General features: G+C 49.0%; 14 protein-coding genes. 5 read left to right on the plus strand and 9 right to left on the minus strand.

Translation table 11 applies throughout. From position 1 onward, the window contains the following. The first annotated feature begins 85 nt into the window (after nt 1–85). Nucleotides 86–787, plus strand: coding sequence for a CAAX prenyl protease-related protein (locus Dvar_RS22445; RefSeq protein ID WP_419655359.1), 702 nt, complete (start codon nt 86–88; stop codon nt 785–787). Nucleotides 788–1,136: 349 nt separating this feature from the next. Continuing rightward, entirely contained in the window at nt 1,137–1,721 is a 585-nt protein-coding gene (locus Dvar_RS22450) for a PEP-CTERM sorting domain-containing protein (protein WP_419655360.1), read from the plus strand. A gap of 256 nt (nt 1,722–1,977) precedes the next feature. Here Dvar_RS22450 and prsR read toward each other — a convergent pair whose 3' ends face one another. Beyond that, the gene (gene prsR / locus Dvar_RS22455; RefSeq protein WP_419655361.1) at nt 1,978–3,345 is read right to left on the minus strand and encodes a PEP-CTERM-box response regulator transcription factor; all 1,368 of its coding nucleotides are present in this window, start codon (nt 3,343–3,345) and stop codon (nt 1,978–1,980) included. Between the two features lie 794 nt (nt 3,346–4,139). Here prsR and cysC point away from each other — a divergent pair. After that, the gene (cysC, locus tag Dvar_RS22460; protein ID WP_419655362.1) at nt 4,140–4,814 is read left to right on the plus strand and encodes an adenylyl-sulfate kinase; all 675 of its coding nucleotides are present in this window, start codon (nt 4,140–4,142) and stop codon (nt 4,812–4,814) included. Between the two features lie 21 nt (nt 4,815–4,835). On the opposite strand, the gene Dvar_RS22465 is transcribed toward cysC, so the two are convergent. The 6 genes from Dvar_RS22465 to Dvar_RS22490 form a co-directional block, all read right to left on the minus strand. Then, nucleotides 4,836–5,366 carry an NUDIX domain-containing protein gene (locus tag Dvar_RS22465; RefSeq protein WP_419655363.1) on the minus strand — a complete coding sequence of 177 codons (531 nt, stop codon included), beginning with the start codon at nt 5,364–5,366 and terminating at the stop codon, nt 4,836–4,838. Further along, nucleotides 5,363–5,956: a tetratricopeptide repeat protein gene (locus Dvar_RS22470; RefSeq protein WP_419655364.1), complete on the minus strand. Its 594-nt coding sequence runs from the start codon at nt 5,954–5,956 to the stop codon at nt 5,363–5,365. Before Dvar_RS22470 ends, Dvar_RS22465 begins: the two co-directional genes overlap by 4 nt. A 179-nt stretch (nt 5,957–6,135) precedes the next feature. Beyond that, nucleotides 6,136–7,134, minus strand: a complete 999-nt coding sequence (locus Dvar_RS22475; protein WP_419655365.1) for a glucosyl-3-phosphoglycerate synthase — start codon at nt 7,132–7,134, stop codon at nt 6,136–6,138. Further along, on the minus strand, nt 7,127–8,284 hold the full coding sequence (locus Dvar_RS22480; protein ID WP_419655366.1) for a hypothetical protein: 1,158 nt from the start codon (nt 8,282–8,284) through the stop codon (nt 7,127–7,129). The genes Dvar_RS22475 and Dvar_RS22480 overlap by 8 nt, the downstream gene beginning before the upstream one ends. A gap of 7 nt (nt 8,285–8,291) precedes the next feature. Continuing rightward, nucleotides 8,292–9,152, minus strand: coding sequence for an HAD family hydrolase (locus tag Dvar_RS22485; protein WP_419655367.1), 861 nt, complete (start codon nt 9,150–9,152; stop codon nt 8,292–8,294). Continuing rightward, nucleotides 9,142–10,548 (minus strand): hypothetical protein, encoded by a 1,407-nt coding sequence (locus Dvar_RS22490; RefSeq protein WP_419655368.1) that lies wholly within the window; start codon nt 10,546–10,548, stop codon nt 9,142–9,144. Before Dvar_RS22490 ends, Dvar_RS22485 begins: the two co-directional genes overlap by 11 nt. Nucleotides 10,549–10,824: 276 nt before the next feature. Here Dvar_RS22490 and Dvar_RS22495 point away from each other — a divergent pair, with 276 nt between their 5' ends. Beyond that, nucleotides 10,825–12,090 (plus strand): glycosyltransferase, encoded by a 1,266-nt coding sequence (locus Dvar_RS22495; RefSeq protein ID WP_419655369.1) that lies wholly within the window; start codon nt 10,825–10,827, stop codon nt 12,088–12,090. A gap of 14 nt (nt 12,091–12,104) precedes the next feature. Next, nucleotides 12,105–12,569 (plus strand): phosphohistidine phosphatase SixA, encoded by a 465-nt coding sequence (sixA, locus tag Dvar_RS22500; protein WP_419655370.1) that lies wholly within the window; start codon nt 12,105–12,107, stop codon nt 12,567–12,569. Nucleotides 12,570–12,577: 8 nt separating this feature from the next. Here sixA and Dvar_RS22505 read toward each other — a convergent pair whose 3' ends face one another. Further along, a complete protein-coding gene (locus Dvar_RS22505) occupies nt 12,578–13,159 on the minus strand; it encodes a hypothetical protein (RefSeq protein WP_419655371.1) in 582 nt (193 codons plus the stop codon). A gap of 6 nt (nt 13,160–13,165) precedes the next feature. Further along, nucleotides 13,166–15,877, minus strand: coding sequence for a hypothetical protein (locus Dvar_RS22510; RefSeq protein ID WP_419655372.1), 2,712 nt, complete (start codon nt 15,875–15,877; stop codon nt 13,166–13,168). Between the last annotated feature and the right edge of the window lie 268 nt (nt 15,878–16,145).

Below are 16,145 nucleotides of genomic sequence, written 5' to 3' on the forward strand. Positions count from 1 at the left end.
ATTACAGCGTGAACTGGAATGCCGTTGTTCTGTAAGTCTCGTTTTTTTTTTCGTTACCCATAGAATAGCGAAAGGACGTCAGCCTATGGCTTCTGAAGTCCCAGGAAACGAGCAGACTATAGGAATCTCAGGCCTGATGGACCGGCCATGGGTCCCTTACGTGATGCCGTTTGTCATTTTTATACTGATCACCAGCCTGGCGAATTATTTTCCGGCACACCGGGACATCATTTACATCACGAAAACCATTGCCGTTGGTGCATTACTCTGGTTCTGGCGGCGTCACTACGTTCAGGATATGAAACCCCGGTTAGGCTTGACCGGCTATCTGACAGCGTTCCTGGCAGGGCTTCTGGTGCTGGTCCTCTGGATTGTGCCGGACGGCGTTTTGCCAAAAATCGGCACACCCGTGGGATTCAACCCTTATTCCTTTGGCTGGCCGCAACATGCTGTAATCGTACTGATTGCCATCCGGCTTGCCGGTGCTTCATTGGTCGTCCCAATCATGGAAGAACTTTTCTGGCGGTCATTTGTCATGCGTTATGCCATCAATCCTGATTTTCGCTCGGTTCCTCTTGGAACATTCAGTCTGTTTTCTTTTTCAGTTGTTGCTGTCCTTTTCGGTCTGGAGCATTTTCGTGTTGTTCAGGGGGTCATGGCTGGCATTGTTTACGGCCTGCTGGTCTTTAAACAAAAAACACTCAGGGGGTGTGTCCTGGCGCACGCTACAACAAATCTCGGGTTGGGGATTTATGTTCTGTATGCGGAAAACTGGCTGTTTTGGTAATATGTCACTATTTGCCCGATAGCCTCCCTGCCTGGTGAGCATCTTAGTCAAGCTTATCCAAATATTGTTAAAAAATCCGACAATATTTAATGAATTGGCCAACCTAATTGATCAGTCTGATTCTGGCTAAGAGAATTTTACGCTTACTTTTTGGCGGCTATCTCAGGCCTATAGAATTCCATGAGCAATGTGCTTCTACTAAAATAAGCATGTCGGTAATTTTTACATGCCTTTAAATTGGAAATCAAAAATAAAAAAAATATTATAAAATACAGGTATATATATGTTTGGCATGGTGTTTGAATAAAATATGTGGCAGTTAAACCACACAAATCTTTTTGGAGGAAAAATGTTAAAAAAAGTTATTCTCTTTTTATTCAGCCTGGCATTTTTTGTGTTTTTAGGGAGCCCATCATGGGCAACGATGATTACATTTACCGATACGACGGTGTTCACTAGCACAGGAACAACCCCAAGTGGAGACCTTGATGATTATGGCAGGGGAAATGTTAATCGATTAGATGGAATTGGGGATTATGTGGCTTGGACTCATCATTTTACCTATGATTTTCCGGTCGATACAGTTCTTTCGGGGACCTTGAGTCTTGACCTTAGGGATGATGGCGGATGGCTTGATTCTTATGAGGTAGCCTTTGGCTATGCTGAAAGCGGGGATTGGGATATCGGTGACGTTGACACAGGTTCATACAGCTATAATGTTGGCATTTCATCTTTGGCCGACGGCTCTTTTTCTGTAACGCTGGCCTCAGTCTGGGGAGATTTTTACATCGACAATTCCGATCTCACGATCAGCTACGAACCTGTGGCTGCTGAGCCGGTGCCTGAACCGGGGACTATAATCCTCATGGGTGTTGGTTTACTGGGCGTAGCCGTCGCCAGCCGTAAACGCTTCCAAAAAAAGGATGACTTGTAGTACTATTACCTAACCACATACAAATTCGGTCATCAATTCTAAAGATCCTCAAGGACTGCCTTGAGGATCTTTTATTTTCGCTTATGGGACGCGTACAAAACAGTTATTCAGATGTGTTAATGCGCATTTGCACGAAATAGGTTTGGCCGAATTCAAGCGTGTAAATCAAAAACTATCCGAAATCGATGTGGCAGTCTCGTCTCCCTTTCCAGTTGCCAATAGGTTTATGGTACGGGTAAATGCAGACACCGAATTCCTACCCCGTCTCAATCCCATGCTTATTGATCAGATCGTGCAGGGTAGGCCGGCTGATAGCCAACAACTTGGCGGCCCGGCTGATATTATTGCCGGTGTGTAAAAGCGCCTGCCGGACACAGCGGCGTTCAGCCTGATCGCGCGCTTCCTTCAAGGTGAGCAGGGATTCGGTTGACGATTCGGGTTCTGCATCATTCAATCCCAGATCCGATACTGTTATGGACTGACCATCGAATATGGTCAATGCCCTCCGGATTCGGTTCTGAAGTTCACGGACATTACCCGGCCATGGGTGGGCGGACAGCGCGGCCATGGCGGAAAGGGAAAAGGCTACACGGGATTGATTAGCAGCCCTGGCTTCGGTGGTGAGAAAATGGTGGGCCAGTACCATGATGTCCTCGGGTCGCTCGCTCAAAAGTGGCAATTCCACCGGCACTACGTTCAACCGAAAAAAGAGATCTTCCCTAAATTTTTTCTCTGCCACGGCAGCGTTGAGATCGGCATTGGTGGCGGCGATGATACGCACATCCAGGTGAATGGTACGGGTGCCGCCGATCCGTTCGATGGTGCCCTCCTGAAGCGCTCGCAGGAGCTTGACCTGCATATTCAACGGCAATTCGCCGATTTCATCCAGAAACAGGGTGCCGCCGTCGGCCAATTCGAATTTTCCTTTTTTCTGCTCGGTCGCTCCGGTAAACGCCCCTTTTTCATGGCCGAACAATTCGCTTTCAATCAGGTTTTCAGGAATGGCGCCGCAGTTGATGATGACCAGCGGCTTTGACGAACGGGGACTGAGTTTATGAATGATATTGGCCGCCACCTCCTTGCCCGTGCCCGAGGCACCGGTAATCAAGACCGGATAGTCCTTGCCGCTTATCTTTTGGATCAGCTGGAAAACCTTCTGCATGACATCGGATATCCCAATCATGCCCAGCAGTCCACTGCATGCCATGGTCTGTTCATGCAATCGGCGGTTATCGGTTTCCAGGTCATGCATGGCAAACGCTCGATCCAAAATGACTTTGAGCATGTCCACATCGATGGGTTTGGAGCAAAAGTCATGGGCGCCAAGGGCCACAGCTTGAAGGGCAATTTCCTGCTCAGCATTCCCGGTAATGACAATGATTTTAGTGGCCGTGGTGAGATCAGGCGCTTCCTGCAGCAATTTCAACCCCTGTTCAGGCGAGTCAGGGGATGGGGGAAGCCCCAAATCAAGGGTGGCCACGGCAAATTCGCCGGAAGATAGAAAGCCCCGTGCCTTGCTGGCATCCGGGGCAATGGTGATGGCATAAATATCGTTCAGGGACCATTTGAGCTGCTTGGCGACGGAGGATTCATCTTCTATAATCAATAGTTTTTTTTTGCTCATTTTGGAACTCTGTTTCGATTTAAAAAGCCAATTCTGGCTGCCGGCTTAAGAGCCGTTCAGATTTTAAATATCCATGATATATAATTTTTATCACAGAAATGAGCTAAATAAAATCAAAGCCTTTCATCTTTTAGGCGGTAGACGGGAAGAGACTATCCAATTGTACGCCGCACCTTCCCTGCCCCTGCCGCGAGGCTTGTTTTCCCCATCACACAAAGCATTACATGTTAATAATCTATGTATTGACTTATCTTCAAGAATCCTGCACACTAAAATCGAAAGTCAACGATAACCATAAATGCTTTAGTTAAAAAGACCATGACAAAAAACGACATCTATCCATCCAAAAAGTCCCTTACCCCCCGGCTGATTAGAAAAGGCGATGTCCCACCTTGTGTAAAAAAAGGAAACCAGTGCCGTGGATGTTTTGGCTGGCAGAATATGATCCGGGCTGCGGAATCAAATCCGAATTGGCGAAAGTATCCCCTGAGTTGCGAGATCACGGGATTGACGATCAAATTTTAGCATAGCCTCACTCACACGCGAAATAAGTTAAATCCGGCAGCCTTGCGATAAGGCTGTCAGGCCTGATCAGCTGTTGCCTATACTTAACAGACTGTTAAGTTCCCGGACAGTTCCGTTTTCCTTCACCCCTTTTTCATCATCCTGATTTCCTCAAATATATAATTTTATCAACAATATAAAAAAATATCCGTCACATTCATCATGGCATGCTTTTTGGCTAATGGTTTCCTTTCGTCAGCGGTTGCTTAACCATAAAAAGGGGACTGGGTATGGAAAAAAAGACCAAAACCGATCTTGTTTGGCATCATGGGATGGTGAATCGCATAGACCGTGAACGGATTAACGGCCATCGTGGCTTCACCCTTTGGTTTACAGGGCTGTCTGCCGCTGGAAAATCAACCTTGGCCGTTGCCACGGAGACGGCATTGTTTAACCGCGGATGCCGCACCTATGTCTTGGATGGCGATAACATCCGGCATGGATTGAACAGCGATCTTGGGTTCTCTCCTGAAGGTCGGACCGAAAACATCCGTCGCATTGCCGAAGTCGCCAATCTTTTTCGGGATTGTGGAACGATCAACCTGACGGCGTTTATTTCACCCTATCGCCAGGACCGCCGGCTGGCCCGTCAACTGAGCAGCGACGATTCGTTCATAGAAATTTTTGTGGATTGCCCTGTCAAGGTCTGCGAGCAAAGGGACCCCAAGGGGATGTACAAAAAAGCACGGCAAGGTATGATCAGCCATTTTACCGGCATCAGCGCACCATACGAAGCACCGACAGCACCTGAAATCCATCTTAGAACGGATATCTTATCCATTGATGATTGTGTCCGTTCAATCTTGGCCTATCTGGAAAAAAACCGCTATATCTTTACCTTTGAGCCGGGACGCACCAACGATCAAACACAAAAGCAAGTGGTCTCCGGTGGGGCGAGCGCATAGTCGTGGTTTTGATTTATGGGATCAATCCAGACAGTTTGACGCCAGGTGTAGACTGGCGATGGTTTTAGCATCCTCAATCTGACCATCGGCGATCATGGCCAGTGCGGTTCGCATGGCAATGGGATGCACAGATAAAAGCTCGTCGTCGTCCAGATCCTGGGTCGCACGGGTCAGATCCGTAGCTAAAAAAATGTGAATGCGTTCGTCTGAATAGGCGGGAAGTGGTGTGATGACAGCCATTTTTTTCATTTCCCGGGCAGTGTAGCCGGTTTCCTCGATAAGTTCGCGCTTGGCACAGGTCATTTCATCCTCATCCGCATCGAGGGTACCGGCGGGAATCTCCCATATAAAGCCGCCCACTGCATGGCGATATTGTTTGAGCAGCAGCACCCGGCCATCGTCCATGACCGGAACGATGGCCGCTGCACCGGGATGGCGAATGACGTCCATATCCATGGTGACCCCATGGGGCAACGTTATGTTTTCCATATAAAAATCAAAGACACGCCCCTTTTTAATCAGGGTGGTTTGATTGCATTTGGCATTGTTCATTTTTTATCCTGGTGATTGTTTTTGAAATGATCGACAAGCTGTTTGACCGTCTGTCCACCCGGTGATTTGGCGTCGGGGTTGATGGCCAGAAGCGACTGCCATGCGGCCAGTGCGCCCTTTTCGTCTCTGAGATCATGGAACAACACGATGCCCTTGTTGAAACGTGAAATTTCATGTTTGGGGTCGATCTGCATGGCCTGATCAAATGCTTCGACGGCTTTTTCCGGCTTGTCGTTGCGACGGTACATCACACCCAGATCGGTCCATACATTGGCGTTCTCCGGATCGATCGCAAGGGCTTTTTCATAGGCTTCGATGGCATCATCAACCTGTTCCAGATCAAAGTATTGATGCCCCAACTGAATCCATGCGTTTTGATCGGTTGGATGCTGCCTGACGTAATCCGTTAATTCTTCAATCGCTTTTCGGCTTTCAGCCACCGGTGGCCTCGATCCGCTGGGACCTTGCATCAATCCACTTTTATAGACGCCAAAGGCCACCCCGCTTATGAATCCGACCAACAGTGCCAGAGCCACGAACCAGATTACATTTTCACTTTTCACGTATCCGGCGGGTTTGTCTTCGCGCATGTTTTTTCCTATCGTAAAAGAGGTTGGTAACTTAAGGATGCCGACGTATCATCTTCGCTTGAGCATGTCCATGGTCAATTGTCCTGGCAAAACCGATAGCCGGCATACTGAGCTCACAGCACCGCAGATGCCCGTATAATCAAAACATACGCAGTGCCTGTTTTCCTTTTTAACGGGCGTCAGCCGATGGACTGTGACAGGGCCCCGCTATTCGTGAACTTTTGTTGGTATTCAGGGATCGTGACGATCGGTGGGCGTTCGTTCTCCTCAAGGAAGTGAATATCGGGTTGAAGTTTACCGTTAACCAGATGGTATTGGATCATTTCATCGAAAAGCTGCTGGTTGACTTTAACTCGATTTAGCTTTTGGATACGCTTAAGAAATGTTTTGATGATTACAAAGGACATCCGTCCCAGGGCTTTGGTATCCTGATTTTTATGCACCCGTCGATCCAGATCGACCTGGGCCATCACATCAAGGCCCCATTTCTCATGAATGTCAATCAACATACCGGTCTCCACGCCATATCCAATGTGAAAGGGAATGGCTTCGAAAATATCCCGATAACCGGCATATTCTCCGGAAAGGGGTTGCACGAACTGGGTCAGATTGGGCATGAACAGCGAGAAAAGGGGCCGGGTCACCAGTTCCGTCACCCTTCCCCCACCGGTGGGCCGCCACTTGTTTTCCCCCACAGAAATGGGCCGGTCGTAAAACGCTTTTGAAAACCGGATCTGATCCGAAAGCAACAGCGGCCCCAGCAGCCCGTAGGCAAATCGGTGGTGAATGTTTTTAATATCCGCATCGATGTAGATGATGATATCGCCTTGCGTGACATACAGGGCCTTCCACAGGTTTTCGCCTTTGCCCTTATATCGTTCCAGATCCGGCAGAATATCATTGGCTTCATAGACCATTACATCGTAGGACCTTGCAATATCGCGGGTGTTGTCGGTTGAGCCGGAGTCAATCACCACGATCTCATCGATCAGAGGATAACGGGTCATCAGCTCTGACTTCATGATCACGATTTCCTTGGCAATGGTGCGCTGCTCGTTGAGCGTTGGCAGGCATAAAGAAATGGTGACGTTTTTCTTGTTTTTCGCCTCGAGCAACTGATCAAGATTTTTAAATTCAGAATGATGAAACGTATTTGATTCAATCCAGTTGTTATGCATCACACACTCCATTGTCCATGGCCATGACCAACGCTGGAATCTGGGCAATGCCTTTGAACATCGGCTCGATCTCAATGATCGCGCCATCTTTGTGAAAGTTGTCACCCATGGTGAGCCCCAAGGTGATGGAAGGAATTTTATTTTGCAGGAAAATCGACAATGCCGTTTCACTGGGTTCACTGATGGCTTCCACATCCAGACGATTTAATATTCGGGAGGCACATTTTACCAGGGGATGATTGTGCGGCAACTGGGTGGCATTCAGATTGCTGATGCGGTTGAGTTTCAGTTCCACCGCATAGGTCTTGTTGACGCCGTCGACAATATCCCTGATGTCGCCATACAACTCTTTGACCATCCGGTCGGAATCACTGCGGATTTCAAATCCAATGTTGGCATCGTAGGCAATTTTGCCATGGTTGAACCCGCCGGCGATTTTACCGATGACAATATGGGTACGCGGCTTTTGTGGCAACCGCAGCCCCAGGATGGCATTAATCACTTCGTTGATGATCAAGATGGCATTGGGGTGATAGGGTTTGTCCTGCTTTTTCTCGGTTGCAATACTGCAGCTGATCTCACCGCGAATCATTCCGTCAGAGTAGTAGTTCAGCCGCCCCAGTTCCACACTTTCCAGACAAATCGCGCCCCGGATGGAACCGGGCCAGGATTTGAGCAATTGACGGATTCCTTTCAGGTTGCCCGGACCCAGGGAGAGGCAGGGGGCAACCAGAACAATGTCCGATGCAAAAGACAGATCCAGCCGCCGGAAAATCTCCGGAAGCGAGGCCAGCACGCCCACGGCGGCCGAGTTGTCAGACACCCCAATACCGCTGATGACCTTGTCTGTGACCTCGTAGTGCTGGTTAATCTCTACTTCAGAGAACGTGTCCAGATGGGCAACCACAAAAATGGATTGGGCATCGGGAGACGAGCCGTGAATGACACCGATGGCATTGCCAAAATCATCAATGCTGCACTCATCGATATCAAAATCGGCCATTCGTTCGACCAGGCATTCCGCCCGGCGTCGTTCGTGAAATGTCGGCGCAGGCACCTGACCGATTAAAACGATATTGCTGATGATGATTTCACGAATCTGCCGGATTTGATCCACAAAGGTCGGTAAAATATCCAAATACTTTTCCATCTTTTCCTCACGGGAGATTGTCACCGGCACAGGCGAAAAGCTGCCTGAGGTCGGTAACAACAAGATCCGGGGTTAATCGCCTGCACCGTTGATCCGTTTCCCGCAATCGGAGGGATCGCTGGTCTCCGGCAAAAAGGGCGGTGTTGAATCCAACCGATGCGGCCGGCAGGATATCGTTGAGCATATCATTACCCACATAAAGTACGGACGTTGCAGGGATGGTCATATCGTTGAGGGCGGACCGGGCACGCGTAAACATAATCGGCGATGGTTTGGCATGCGTCTGCCTATAAGAGTAAAAAAGCAGGCGGGGTTCAAAACCGCATGCGTCAAGCGAACGCCCCCAAAGCCACTCCAGCAACAACGGGGTGTAAAACTGAGCGTTGGAAATCACCCCCATCAAGATGCCAGCCGCCTTTAATGCGCTGAAAAGTTCATCCGCACCCGGCATCGGGTATACCGGGTTGACCAGCAGCTCATATTCCAGGGCAAATTCATCAATCCAGGAAGCTTGGGGAACGTTTAAAACTTGTGCCCATATTTTAACGATATCCACTTCAGGATAATCAACACCCTGTTGCCGGGCGGTGGTGTGATAGGCTTGAATTGCCGATTGCAACAAACGCCTGAATTCCTCCGGTTCCATGTCGATGCCGTAACGACGCAGTAATTGCACCAATTGATCATCTTTAGAAGATATGTCACACCCAACGCCGATATCTCCCGCCCCGCTGATCACAAGGGTGCCGTAGACATCGAAAAGAATTGCCTGGTATGGCTTAAGGCCGTCCAATTTCGGTGCCATGTGGGTGGCAATGGGCGCAAGCCTTTGCACATAAGTGCTTAATATGGAGGTATCAAGGTTCATAGCACCCCCATTGGAGAAGAGAAAAATGATCAAGATCAAAAAATGCCTCGACAACAACCGATTTGTCGATACGATGGCGGACTCGCTTACGAACCACTTGATCATAGATTACCAGCAGGCGGTCTTTGTATTGTTTCAACCCATAATGGTCAAGGACGGCTTGTCGATTGGATTCAATGGTATCAGGTCTTCCCCTCAGCACACCGGGATCATCCAGCCAGGGATTCATGGTCACCAACGTTTTTCGGGCATCCGGGTCTCCTATCAGGCGGTCCCCAACCATGCGTTGCAACCGTTCGTTGAGCAGGCCGTAATCAACCTGCTCGGATTGAACAAGGTCCGAACTCGCCTGATCCAGCTTGGTGTTGGTGATGGAATATTCGTACTGATCCGCGGCATTGACGACGGCTTCTCGCCAACACTGAAGATACAGATCTCGGTCAATCCAGTCCAACGGGATATCCAGCCTATCGTACAGCCCATCAAGTTGAATACCGTTGGCAGTAAAATCAGCGCAAACACCGTTAAGCCGTCGCCCAAACAACCATTTCCCGGCTGTCCAGGGTTCCAAAAAGGAAAATCCAAAGCCTTCGGCAATGCTGGTGGTAACCATGACATCCGCCTCACCGACCAGTTGGGAGAACGCGGTGGACTTGCTGGCTTCAACATCCACAGGCAGGCGATTATCGTTTATCCAACCGACCCAATCGCGATAGCTGGGGAAATCTGCCGGGCTGTTGGGTGGTTGGGTGATCGCCAACCGCCGGCCCTTTGGAAAAAACAACGATAACACAATTGCCTCCCCGATATTTTTGCGACGGATGGCACGCACTGGATATAGTACCAGTGGGTTGCCGTGCGCACAGGGGGTAAACGGAAGTGGTTCAATGGCATTGGGAAGATAATGAAGGCCGGTGTCCTCAAGCCCAGCCATCTGCAGTATTTTCTTGTCACGGCCATTGATGACACCGTAGTGACAGTCAATCGGATATTCGTCAGCAAAATAGACCAGTGGGCGTCCATCTTCTGCAAAATCATGGATTTGCAAAAAGAGATTTATCCCGCATCGCTGCAGTCGGCTGAGGATATTGATCAATTGCCGGTTCTTGGCGATCAATGGGTTGTGGATGTGTAGGATATCGCATCCGCCCGGCCATTGGCGCTTCAGTACACCCAGCACACGATCGGCCACCTGATCAGCATTTGCATGCCCGGTACCAGGCCGATCATAACCCAGTTCAGGGATTTCAACGATTTTGCACGGCAACCGGGTTCCCGCCACATCGCCGGTAAGCACCAGACAATCGCAGGAATGCTGAAGCGCGGTCACCTGCTGTCTTAAAACCGTGGTGACCCCACCGGTTTTCAGGTGGTAATGAACAAATGCGACCTTCATAAAGCCCCCGCAATGGAAGCGCAAAACTGTCCGTTCGATGTCGAAACTTCAGTAAGTTCAAAAAAATAGGCGGAAACAATCGAGGTTGTTTATTATTTAATAATATTCAATGTTTGTCAACTTTAGCGATACTGATCGGAATTAAAAACAACCATCATCGTCGCTGCCGATCCGCAGTTGACAGAACCTGTTTTGTATGTTGGTCTAAAAAGAGATTAGTCCTTTTTCATCACCATGTATCCGTTGTTTTTACCATTTCCCAACGCAGGAGTCGACATGTATATTCCATTCGATAAAGTCCACCGCATCGGGTTTATCTCCACCCGATTCGCCGGAACCGACGGTGTATCTTTGGAAGCGGAAAAATGGGCGCGTGTTTTTGAAAAAAAGGGACTCCAGTGCTTTTATTTCGCCGGTGAACTGGACCGTGATCCCAAATGTTCGTTTTTATCATCCAAAGCCCATTTTCTTGAACCGGAGATTCGTACGATTTTCAATACGGTTTTCGGTGTTCATGTAAATAGGGGACGGGATCGCCGGCTGACCACTCAGATTCAAACCATCAAGGAACAGCTGAAAGACGAACTTTACGATTTTATCGCAAAATACAATATCGATTTGTTGGTGCCGGAAAATGCAGTGACCATTCCCCTTAATATTCCACTGGGACTTGCCATTACGGAACTGATCGCCGAAACCGGTCTGCCAACCATCGCCCACCATCACGATTTTTTCTGGGAACGGCAGCAGTTCAAGTCAAATGCCGTCTGGGATTATCTGAACATGGCTTTCCCTCCGCATCTGCCTACTATTCGTCATGTGGTGATCAACACGGCCGCCGACAACCAGTTATCCCTTAGAACAGGCATTTCAGGGACCTTGATCCCCAATGTCATGGATTTCGCCAATCCTCCCCCACCACCGGACGCGTACGCCGCCGATGTCCGCGATGCGCTGGGATTGGATCCCGACGAAAAACTGATCCTCCAACCGACTCGGGTGGTCAAACGCAAAGGCATTGAAAATGCCATCGAATTGGTCAGCCGGCTGGGCATCAAGGCGCGATTGGTCATTTCGCACGCATCCGGTGATGAGGGGCACGATTATGAACAGCGCATTATCGACTATTCCCAGCGCATGGGGGTCAATACACTTTTTGTTTCAGATATTATCCATGACAACCGGTCCATCACTGATGACGGTCGTAAAGTGTATACGTTGTACGACATTTACCATCACGCCGATTTCATTACCTACCCATCCACCAAGGAAGGGTTTGGCAATGCGTTTTTAGAGGCCGTCTATTATAAAAAACCAATCTTGGTCAACCGCTATTCAATCTATGCATTCGATATTAAACCAAAAGGATTCCAGGCGGTTGAAATCGATGGGTATATCACTGATGAAGCCGTAGACCATGCCCGGGCCCTGATCAGCGACAATGCACTTTGCAAAACCATGGTGGAGGCCAATTACGCACTCGGTGAACAGTTCTACTCATACGAAGTGCTTTCTGATAAACTGATGAATTTGATGGTGTAAACGAGGAGAAGACGATGGCGCTTTATGTGGCTCAGCATGGCAAAAGCCTGCCCGCATCCGAGGACCCTAAAAAAGGGCTTTCCAAGGACGGACAATTGGAAACCCAGCGTATTGCCGAGGTGGCTGCCGGGTATCAGGTGCATGTTTCACGGACACTGCATAGTGGCAAACAAAGGGCTCGCCAGACCGCTGAAATATTCGAGCAATACCTGACGCCTGAAGGTGGCAGCGAAGCCTGTGACGGAATGAAGCCGCTGGACGATGTAACGCTGTTCGCACCTACCCTACCGATTGATCAAGACGTTATGCTGGTCGGCCATCTTCCTTTTTTGGAACGATTGATCGGCCTACTGGTTTGCGATAACCCGGAAAAGATGGTCTTCAAGTTGCAAAACAGCGGCATTGTCTGTCTTGATTACCGGGACGAATCTCAATTGATTGTCATTCGCTGGGCATTGATGCCCAATATCGGCAGGTAGAGATTGGTTTAGCGTTTGACCCACTTCAACTGGGCCAGAAATTTTTCAGGTTTGACAACAGCCAATGTGGCGGGGTTGATAACGATTGTCTGGGCATCAGGCAGATACCCATCCAGGATCTTTTCGGTTTGACTGATCAGGGCGTCGATTTTCAGGTCAGAAAGCGTATTGACAATCTTTAAATCATCGTCGGCTTGCTGATAGAGATAGCTGAGGCGATCGCAGGCAACCCGATAATATGCAATTTTCTCGGTGTAACGATTGATGTATGCCTCAATCTCCGCCATTAGCAATAGATTATAGTAAATTCGCGGATGTTCCAAGGCGTCAATCTGAGTCCTGATTTTGTTTTCCCGGAGCACCTGAAGGGCTTCGCTTTCCAATTCTTTCAATTTTGTCGACAATGCTTCTCGAATACTGACCGCATCCGCCTTGCGTTGCGCCATCTGACCATTGAGCAAAGCGATTTCGGCCATGGAGCGGCGCAATTGTTCTCCTTTGTCTTCGGCTGCAGCAGCCATAGAGAAAAGCAGCAGTACCAACAGCAGACCAAGCCCCCATGATTTGTCAATCCGTTTGGTAAGTTTCACTATCAATTACCTTTTGCCGTTTATCTTACGGTGCATCTCTTCGGAAAGAAACAGCCGGGTTTTTGGATTTTCCCAATGCGCCATGTGCTTGACATTGATCAGTTCGATCTGGTCTCCCTGCCATTCAGACAAAATGGCCACCACCCGGGGCGACAGTCTGGTCAATCCGTTGAGCGACAAACCTTTGCCCTTCCATTTGGCCAGATATGCAGCCGTCTCCGGCGACAAGTCTTTGAGACCATTTAATCCCAGCCACTCCCCTTTCCAGTCAGCCAACTGCCTTGCAGCCGATGGCGAAAGCGTGGTCAGTTCGTTCAAGAATAAATCCTTGCCTTTCCAGCTAGCCAGGCATTGGGCGGCTTCCGGTGACAATGCGGTTAATTTATGTTTCTGTGAAAAATTACCACTGCACATCGCGGCCCAAATGGCTTCATTTTCAGATTTTTTCGTTGACCGTGTTGGATCAGACGCATTCCCTTTTTGGGACAACTCAGATTCGATGCGTTGCCAAATTGAATCGAGATCGGACTCCGGCACATCAACATCGTCAATATTCAATTGGGAAAGCGCATTACGGTGGGCAGTCATGATCAAATGGGCCTGATCGAGAAACACATCAATATCGATATCACTGGTATGTTTGGCCATCATGGCCAGCAGGTCGACCTTTCTGGCCAGGTACAACAATTCCTCACTGTTATAATAGAGCGCGTTTACCGGATCTTTGAGTTTTTTGATGTAGGAATCACGCCGCTTAATGGCCTTTAGCCCCATGCTGACAAGTGGATCCGCCATGGCGGTTTTGAGGGTGATCGGCCGGCTGTTACCTGTTTCTTGAAGTGTCTTGACCAAATTCTGTAGTTCGGCATTGATACCGGTCTGGTAATATTCTCGCAGTTCCTCGATTTCTTTTCGCTTGGCAATCAGTTCATCGCGTAATTGATCAATCTCGTTCCCGATCGTTTTCAATTGGTACTGATCCGAAGAATTCTCGACCGGCTCAGGTGGGGACGATTTTTCGGCTGCAACCGGCTGCGGTTGCACGGTTTGTTCAACAGCAGGGGCTGAAGCGGGCAAGGCGGTTTCATCTTCAGGTGTCCCTAAATTCTTCTTGTAATAGTATCCTGCAAGGGAAAAAGAAATAATCAAAAACCCGGAAACGGCGATCGCGGTTTTTTTACCGATGCGTATCTTTTTTTGGATTTTTGGTAGCGGTGCTGTTTTTTTTGGGAGGGATGCTTTTTGGGTCGCCGGTTCGCTGTCCGTCTTGGATTCAGGCGCATTTTTTCGATCAGTAGATATTTTTTCGGTGACCGTTTTTTCTACTGCGGTATCGCCGTTCGCAGGAGAAATTTCTTCCGATTTATCCTTAGTCTCGTCCTTGACGATGATATCATCATTGCTAACAACATCCTTTTTACCCGCATCCTTACGCTCGCCAGCCCCGTCATCATCGGACTCATCAATGTCTGAAGTGATTTCTTTTAGAATATCTTCGATGTCGTCGGAAATATCATCTACATCCGAGTCCTCTTTATCTTTTTCAACATTCGCTGTTTCTTTTTTCTCAGGTGCGGCAGCAGGTGCCTTGTCTGCATCCGAAGGTTTTGTGTCAGTATCCTTGCCCTCTATTTCGGCCATGATACTCTCAAAGGCCTTTTGCTGGTTCTCATCCAGCGTATCCTCTGCATCATCACTGGGCTTTGTGGCCGCCTCAGACTGGGTGGCAGCGGCGGCTTCCTGGGCTACTTTTTCCAGTTCAGCGGCAAAATCGTCTTCGGCTTCGTCTGTTTCCGAAGCAGCGGCATCTCCGCCGGCATCCTTTTCGGTTTCATCCGCTTTATTGCCGCCTTCGATCTGAGCCATGATGCTTTCCAAGGCCTTTTTTTGCTCCTCGTCGAGATCATCCTCGGCATCATCACTGGGCTTCGTGGCCGCCTCAGTCTGGGTGGCGGCGGCGGCTTCCTGGGCTACTTTTTCCAGTTCAGCGGCAAAATCGTCTTCGGCTTCGTCTGTTTCCGAAGCAGCGGCATCTCCGCCGGCATCCTTTTCGGTTTCATCCGCTTTATTGCCGCCTTCGATCTGAGCCATGATGCTTTCCAAGGCCTTTTTTTGCTCCTCGTCGAGATCATCCTCGGCATCATCGCTGGATTTTGTGTCCGCCTCAGCCTCGGTGGCGGCGGCAGCTTCCTGGGCTACTTTTTCCAGTTCAGCTGCAAAATCGTCTTCGGCCTCGTCTGTTTCCGAAGCAGCGGCATCTCCGCCGGCATCCTTTTCGGTTTCATCCGCTTTATTGCCGCCTTTGATTTCAGCCATGATGCTTTCCAAGGCCTTTTTTTGCTCCTCGTCGAGATCATCCTCGGCATCATCGCTGGATTTTGTGTCCGCCTCAGCCTCGGTGGCGGCGGCAGCTTCCTGGGCTACTTTTTCCAGTTCAGCGGCAAAATCGTCTTCGGCCTCGTCTGTTTCCGAAGCAGCGGCATCTCCGCCGGCATCCTTTTCGGTTTCATCCGCTTTATTGCCGCCTTTGATTTCAGCCATGATGCTTTCCAAGGCCTTTTTTTGTTCCTCGTCGAGATCATCATCGGCATCGGCCATGCCGTTCAGATCCTCTGAAACAGATTTTTCACCTGACAATGGCGCACTATCCTTTGCCGCCTCATCTTTTTTGGCGTTTGACAGATCATCATTCGATTTTTGATTTGCCTTTTCGTTCATGTGCAACTAGTAGCCATAAAAAATGGCGCGATTTTTCTTGAATGTCCATGGAGCCAGTTGAAATACGCTTTTCATTTGTAACACGGTGGCGTTGTTTACCCGGTTAGGATATCGACGATACATAGTTCAAACTTAAGGATTTTATTGGGTTGTGAGGCGCTGGTGAATTTGGTTTCATCTTAAATGCGCGGCCAATTATTTCAATTTTGCAAAACGCATATTGACCGTACCGGGTAGGCTGTCCGATTAGACAAGTTTCTTGATTATT

This window comes from Desulfosarcina variabilis str. Montpellier, assembly GCF_048565275.1.
GTDB classification, from domain to species: Bacteria; Desulfobacterota; Desulfobacteria; order Desulfobacterales; family Desulfosarcinaceae; genus Desulfosarcina; species Desulfosarcina variabilis.

Bases quoted from the DNA above. Each gene is read 5' to 3' on its own strand.
- cysC (WP_419655362.1), top strand. From the start codon at position 4,140: ATGGAAAAAAAGACCAAAACCGATCTTGTTTGGCATCATGGGATGGTG.
- Dvar_RS22445 (WP_419655359.1), top strand. From the start codon at position 86: ATGGCTTCTGAAGTCCCAGGAAACGAGCAGACTATAGGAATCTCAGGC.
- Dvar_RS22450 (WP_419655360.1), top strand. From the start codon at position 1,137: ATGTTAAAAAAAGTTATTCTCTTTTTATTCAGCCTGGCATTTTTTGTG.
- Dvar_RS22510 (WP_419655372.1), bottom strand. From the start codon at position 15,877: ATGAACGAAAAGGCAAATCAAAAATCGAATGATGATCTGTCAAACGCC.
- Dvar_RS22495 (WP_419655369.1), top strand. From the start codon at position 10,825: ATGTATATTCCATTCGATAAAGTCCACCGCATCGGGTTTATCTCCACC.
- Dvar_RS22485 (WP_419655367.1), bottom strand. From the start codon at position 9,152: ATGAACCTTGATACCTCCATATTAAGCACTTATGTGCAAAGGCTTGCG.
- Dvar_RS22480 (WP_419655366.1), bottom strand. From the start codon at position 8,284: ATGGAAAAGTATTTGGATATTTTACCGACCTTTGTGGATCAAATCCGG.
- Dvar_RS22475 (WP_419655365.1), bottom strand. From the start codon at position 7,134: ATGCATAACAACTGGATTGAATCAAATACGTTTCATCATTCTGAATTT.
- prsR (WP_419655361.1), bottom strand. From the start codon at position 3,345: ATGAGCAAAAAAAAACTATTGATTATAGAAGATGAATCCTCCGTCGCC.
- sixA (WP_419655370.1), top strand. From the start codon at position 12,105: ATGGCGCTTTATGTGGCTCAGCATGGCAAAAGCCTGCCCGCATCCGAG.
- Dvar_RS22490 (WP_419655368.1), bottom strand. From the start codon at position 10,548: ATGAAGGTCGCATTTGTTCATTACCACCTGAAAACCGGTGGGGTCACC.
- Dvar_RS22470 (WP_419655364.1), bottom strand. From the start codon at position 5,956: ATGCGCGAAGACAAACCCGCCGGATACGTGAAAAGTGAAAATGTAATC.
- Dvar_RS22465 (WP_419655363.1), bottom strand. From the start codon at position 5,366: ATGAACAATGCCAAATGCAATCAAACCACCCTGATTAAAAAGGGGCGT.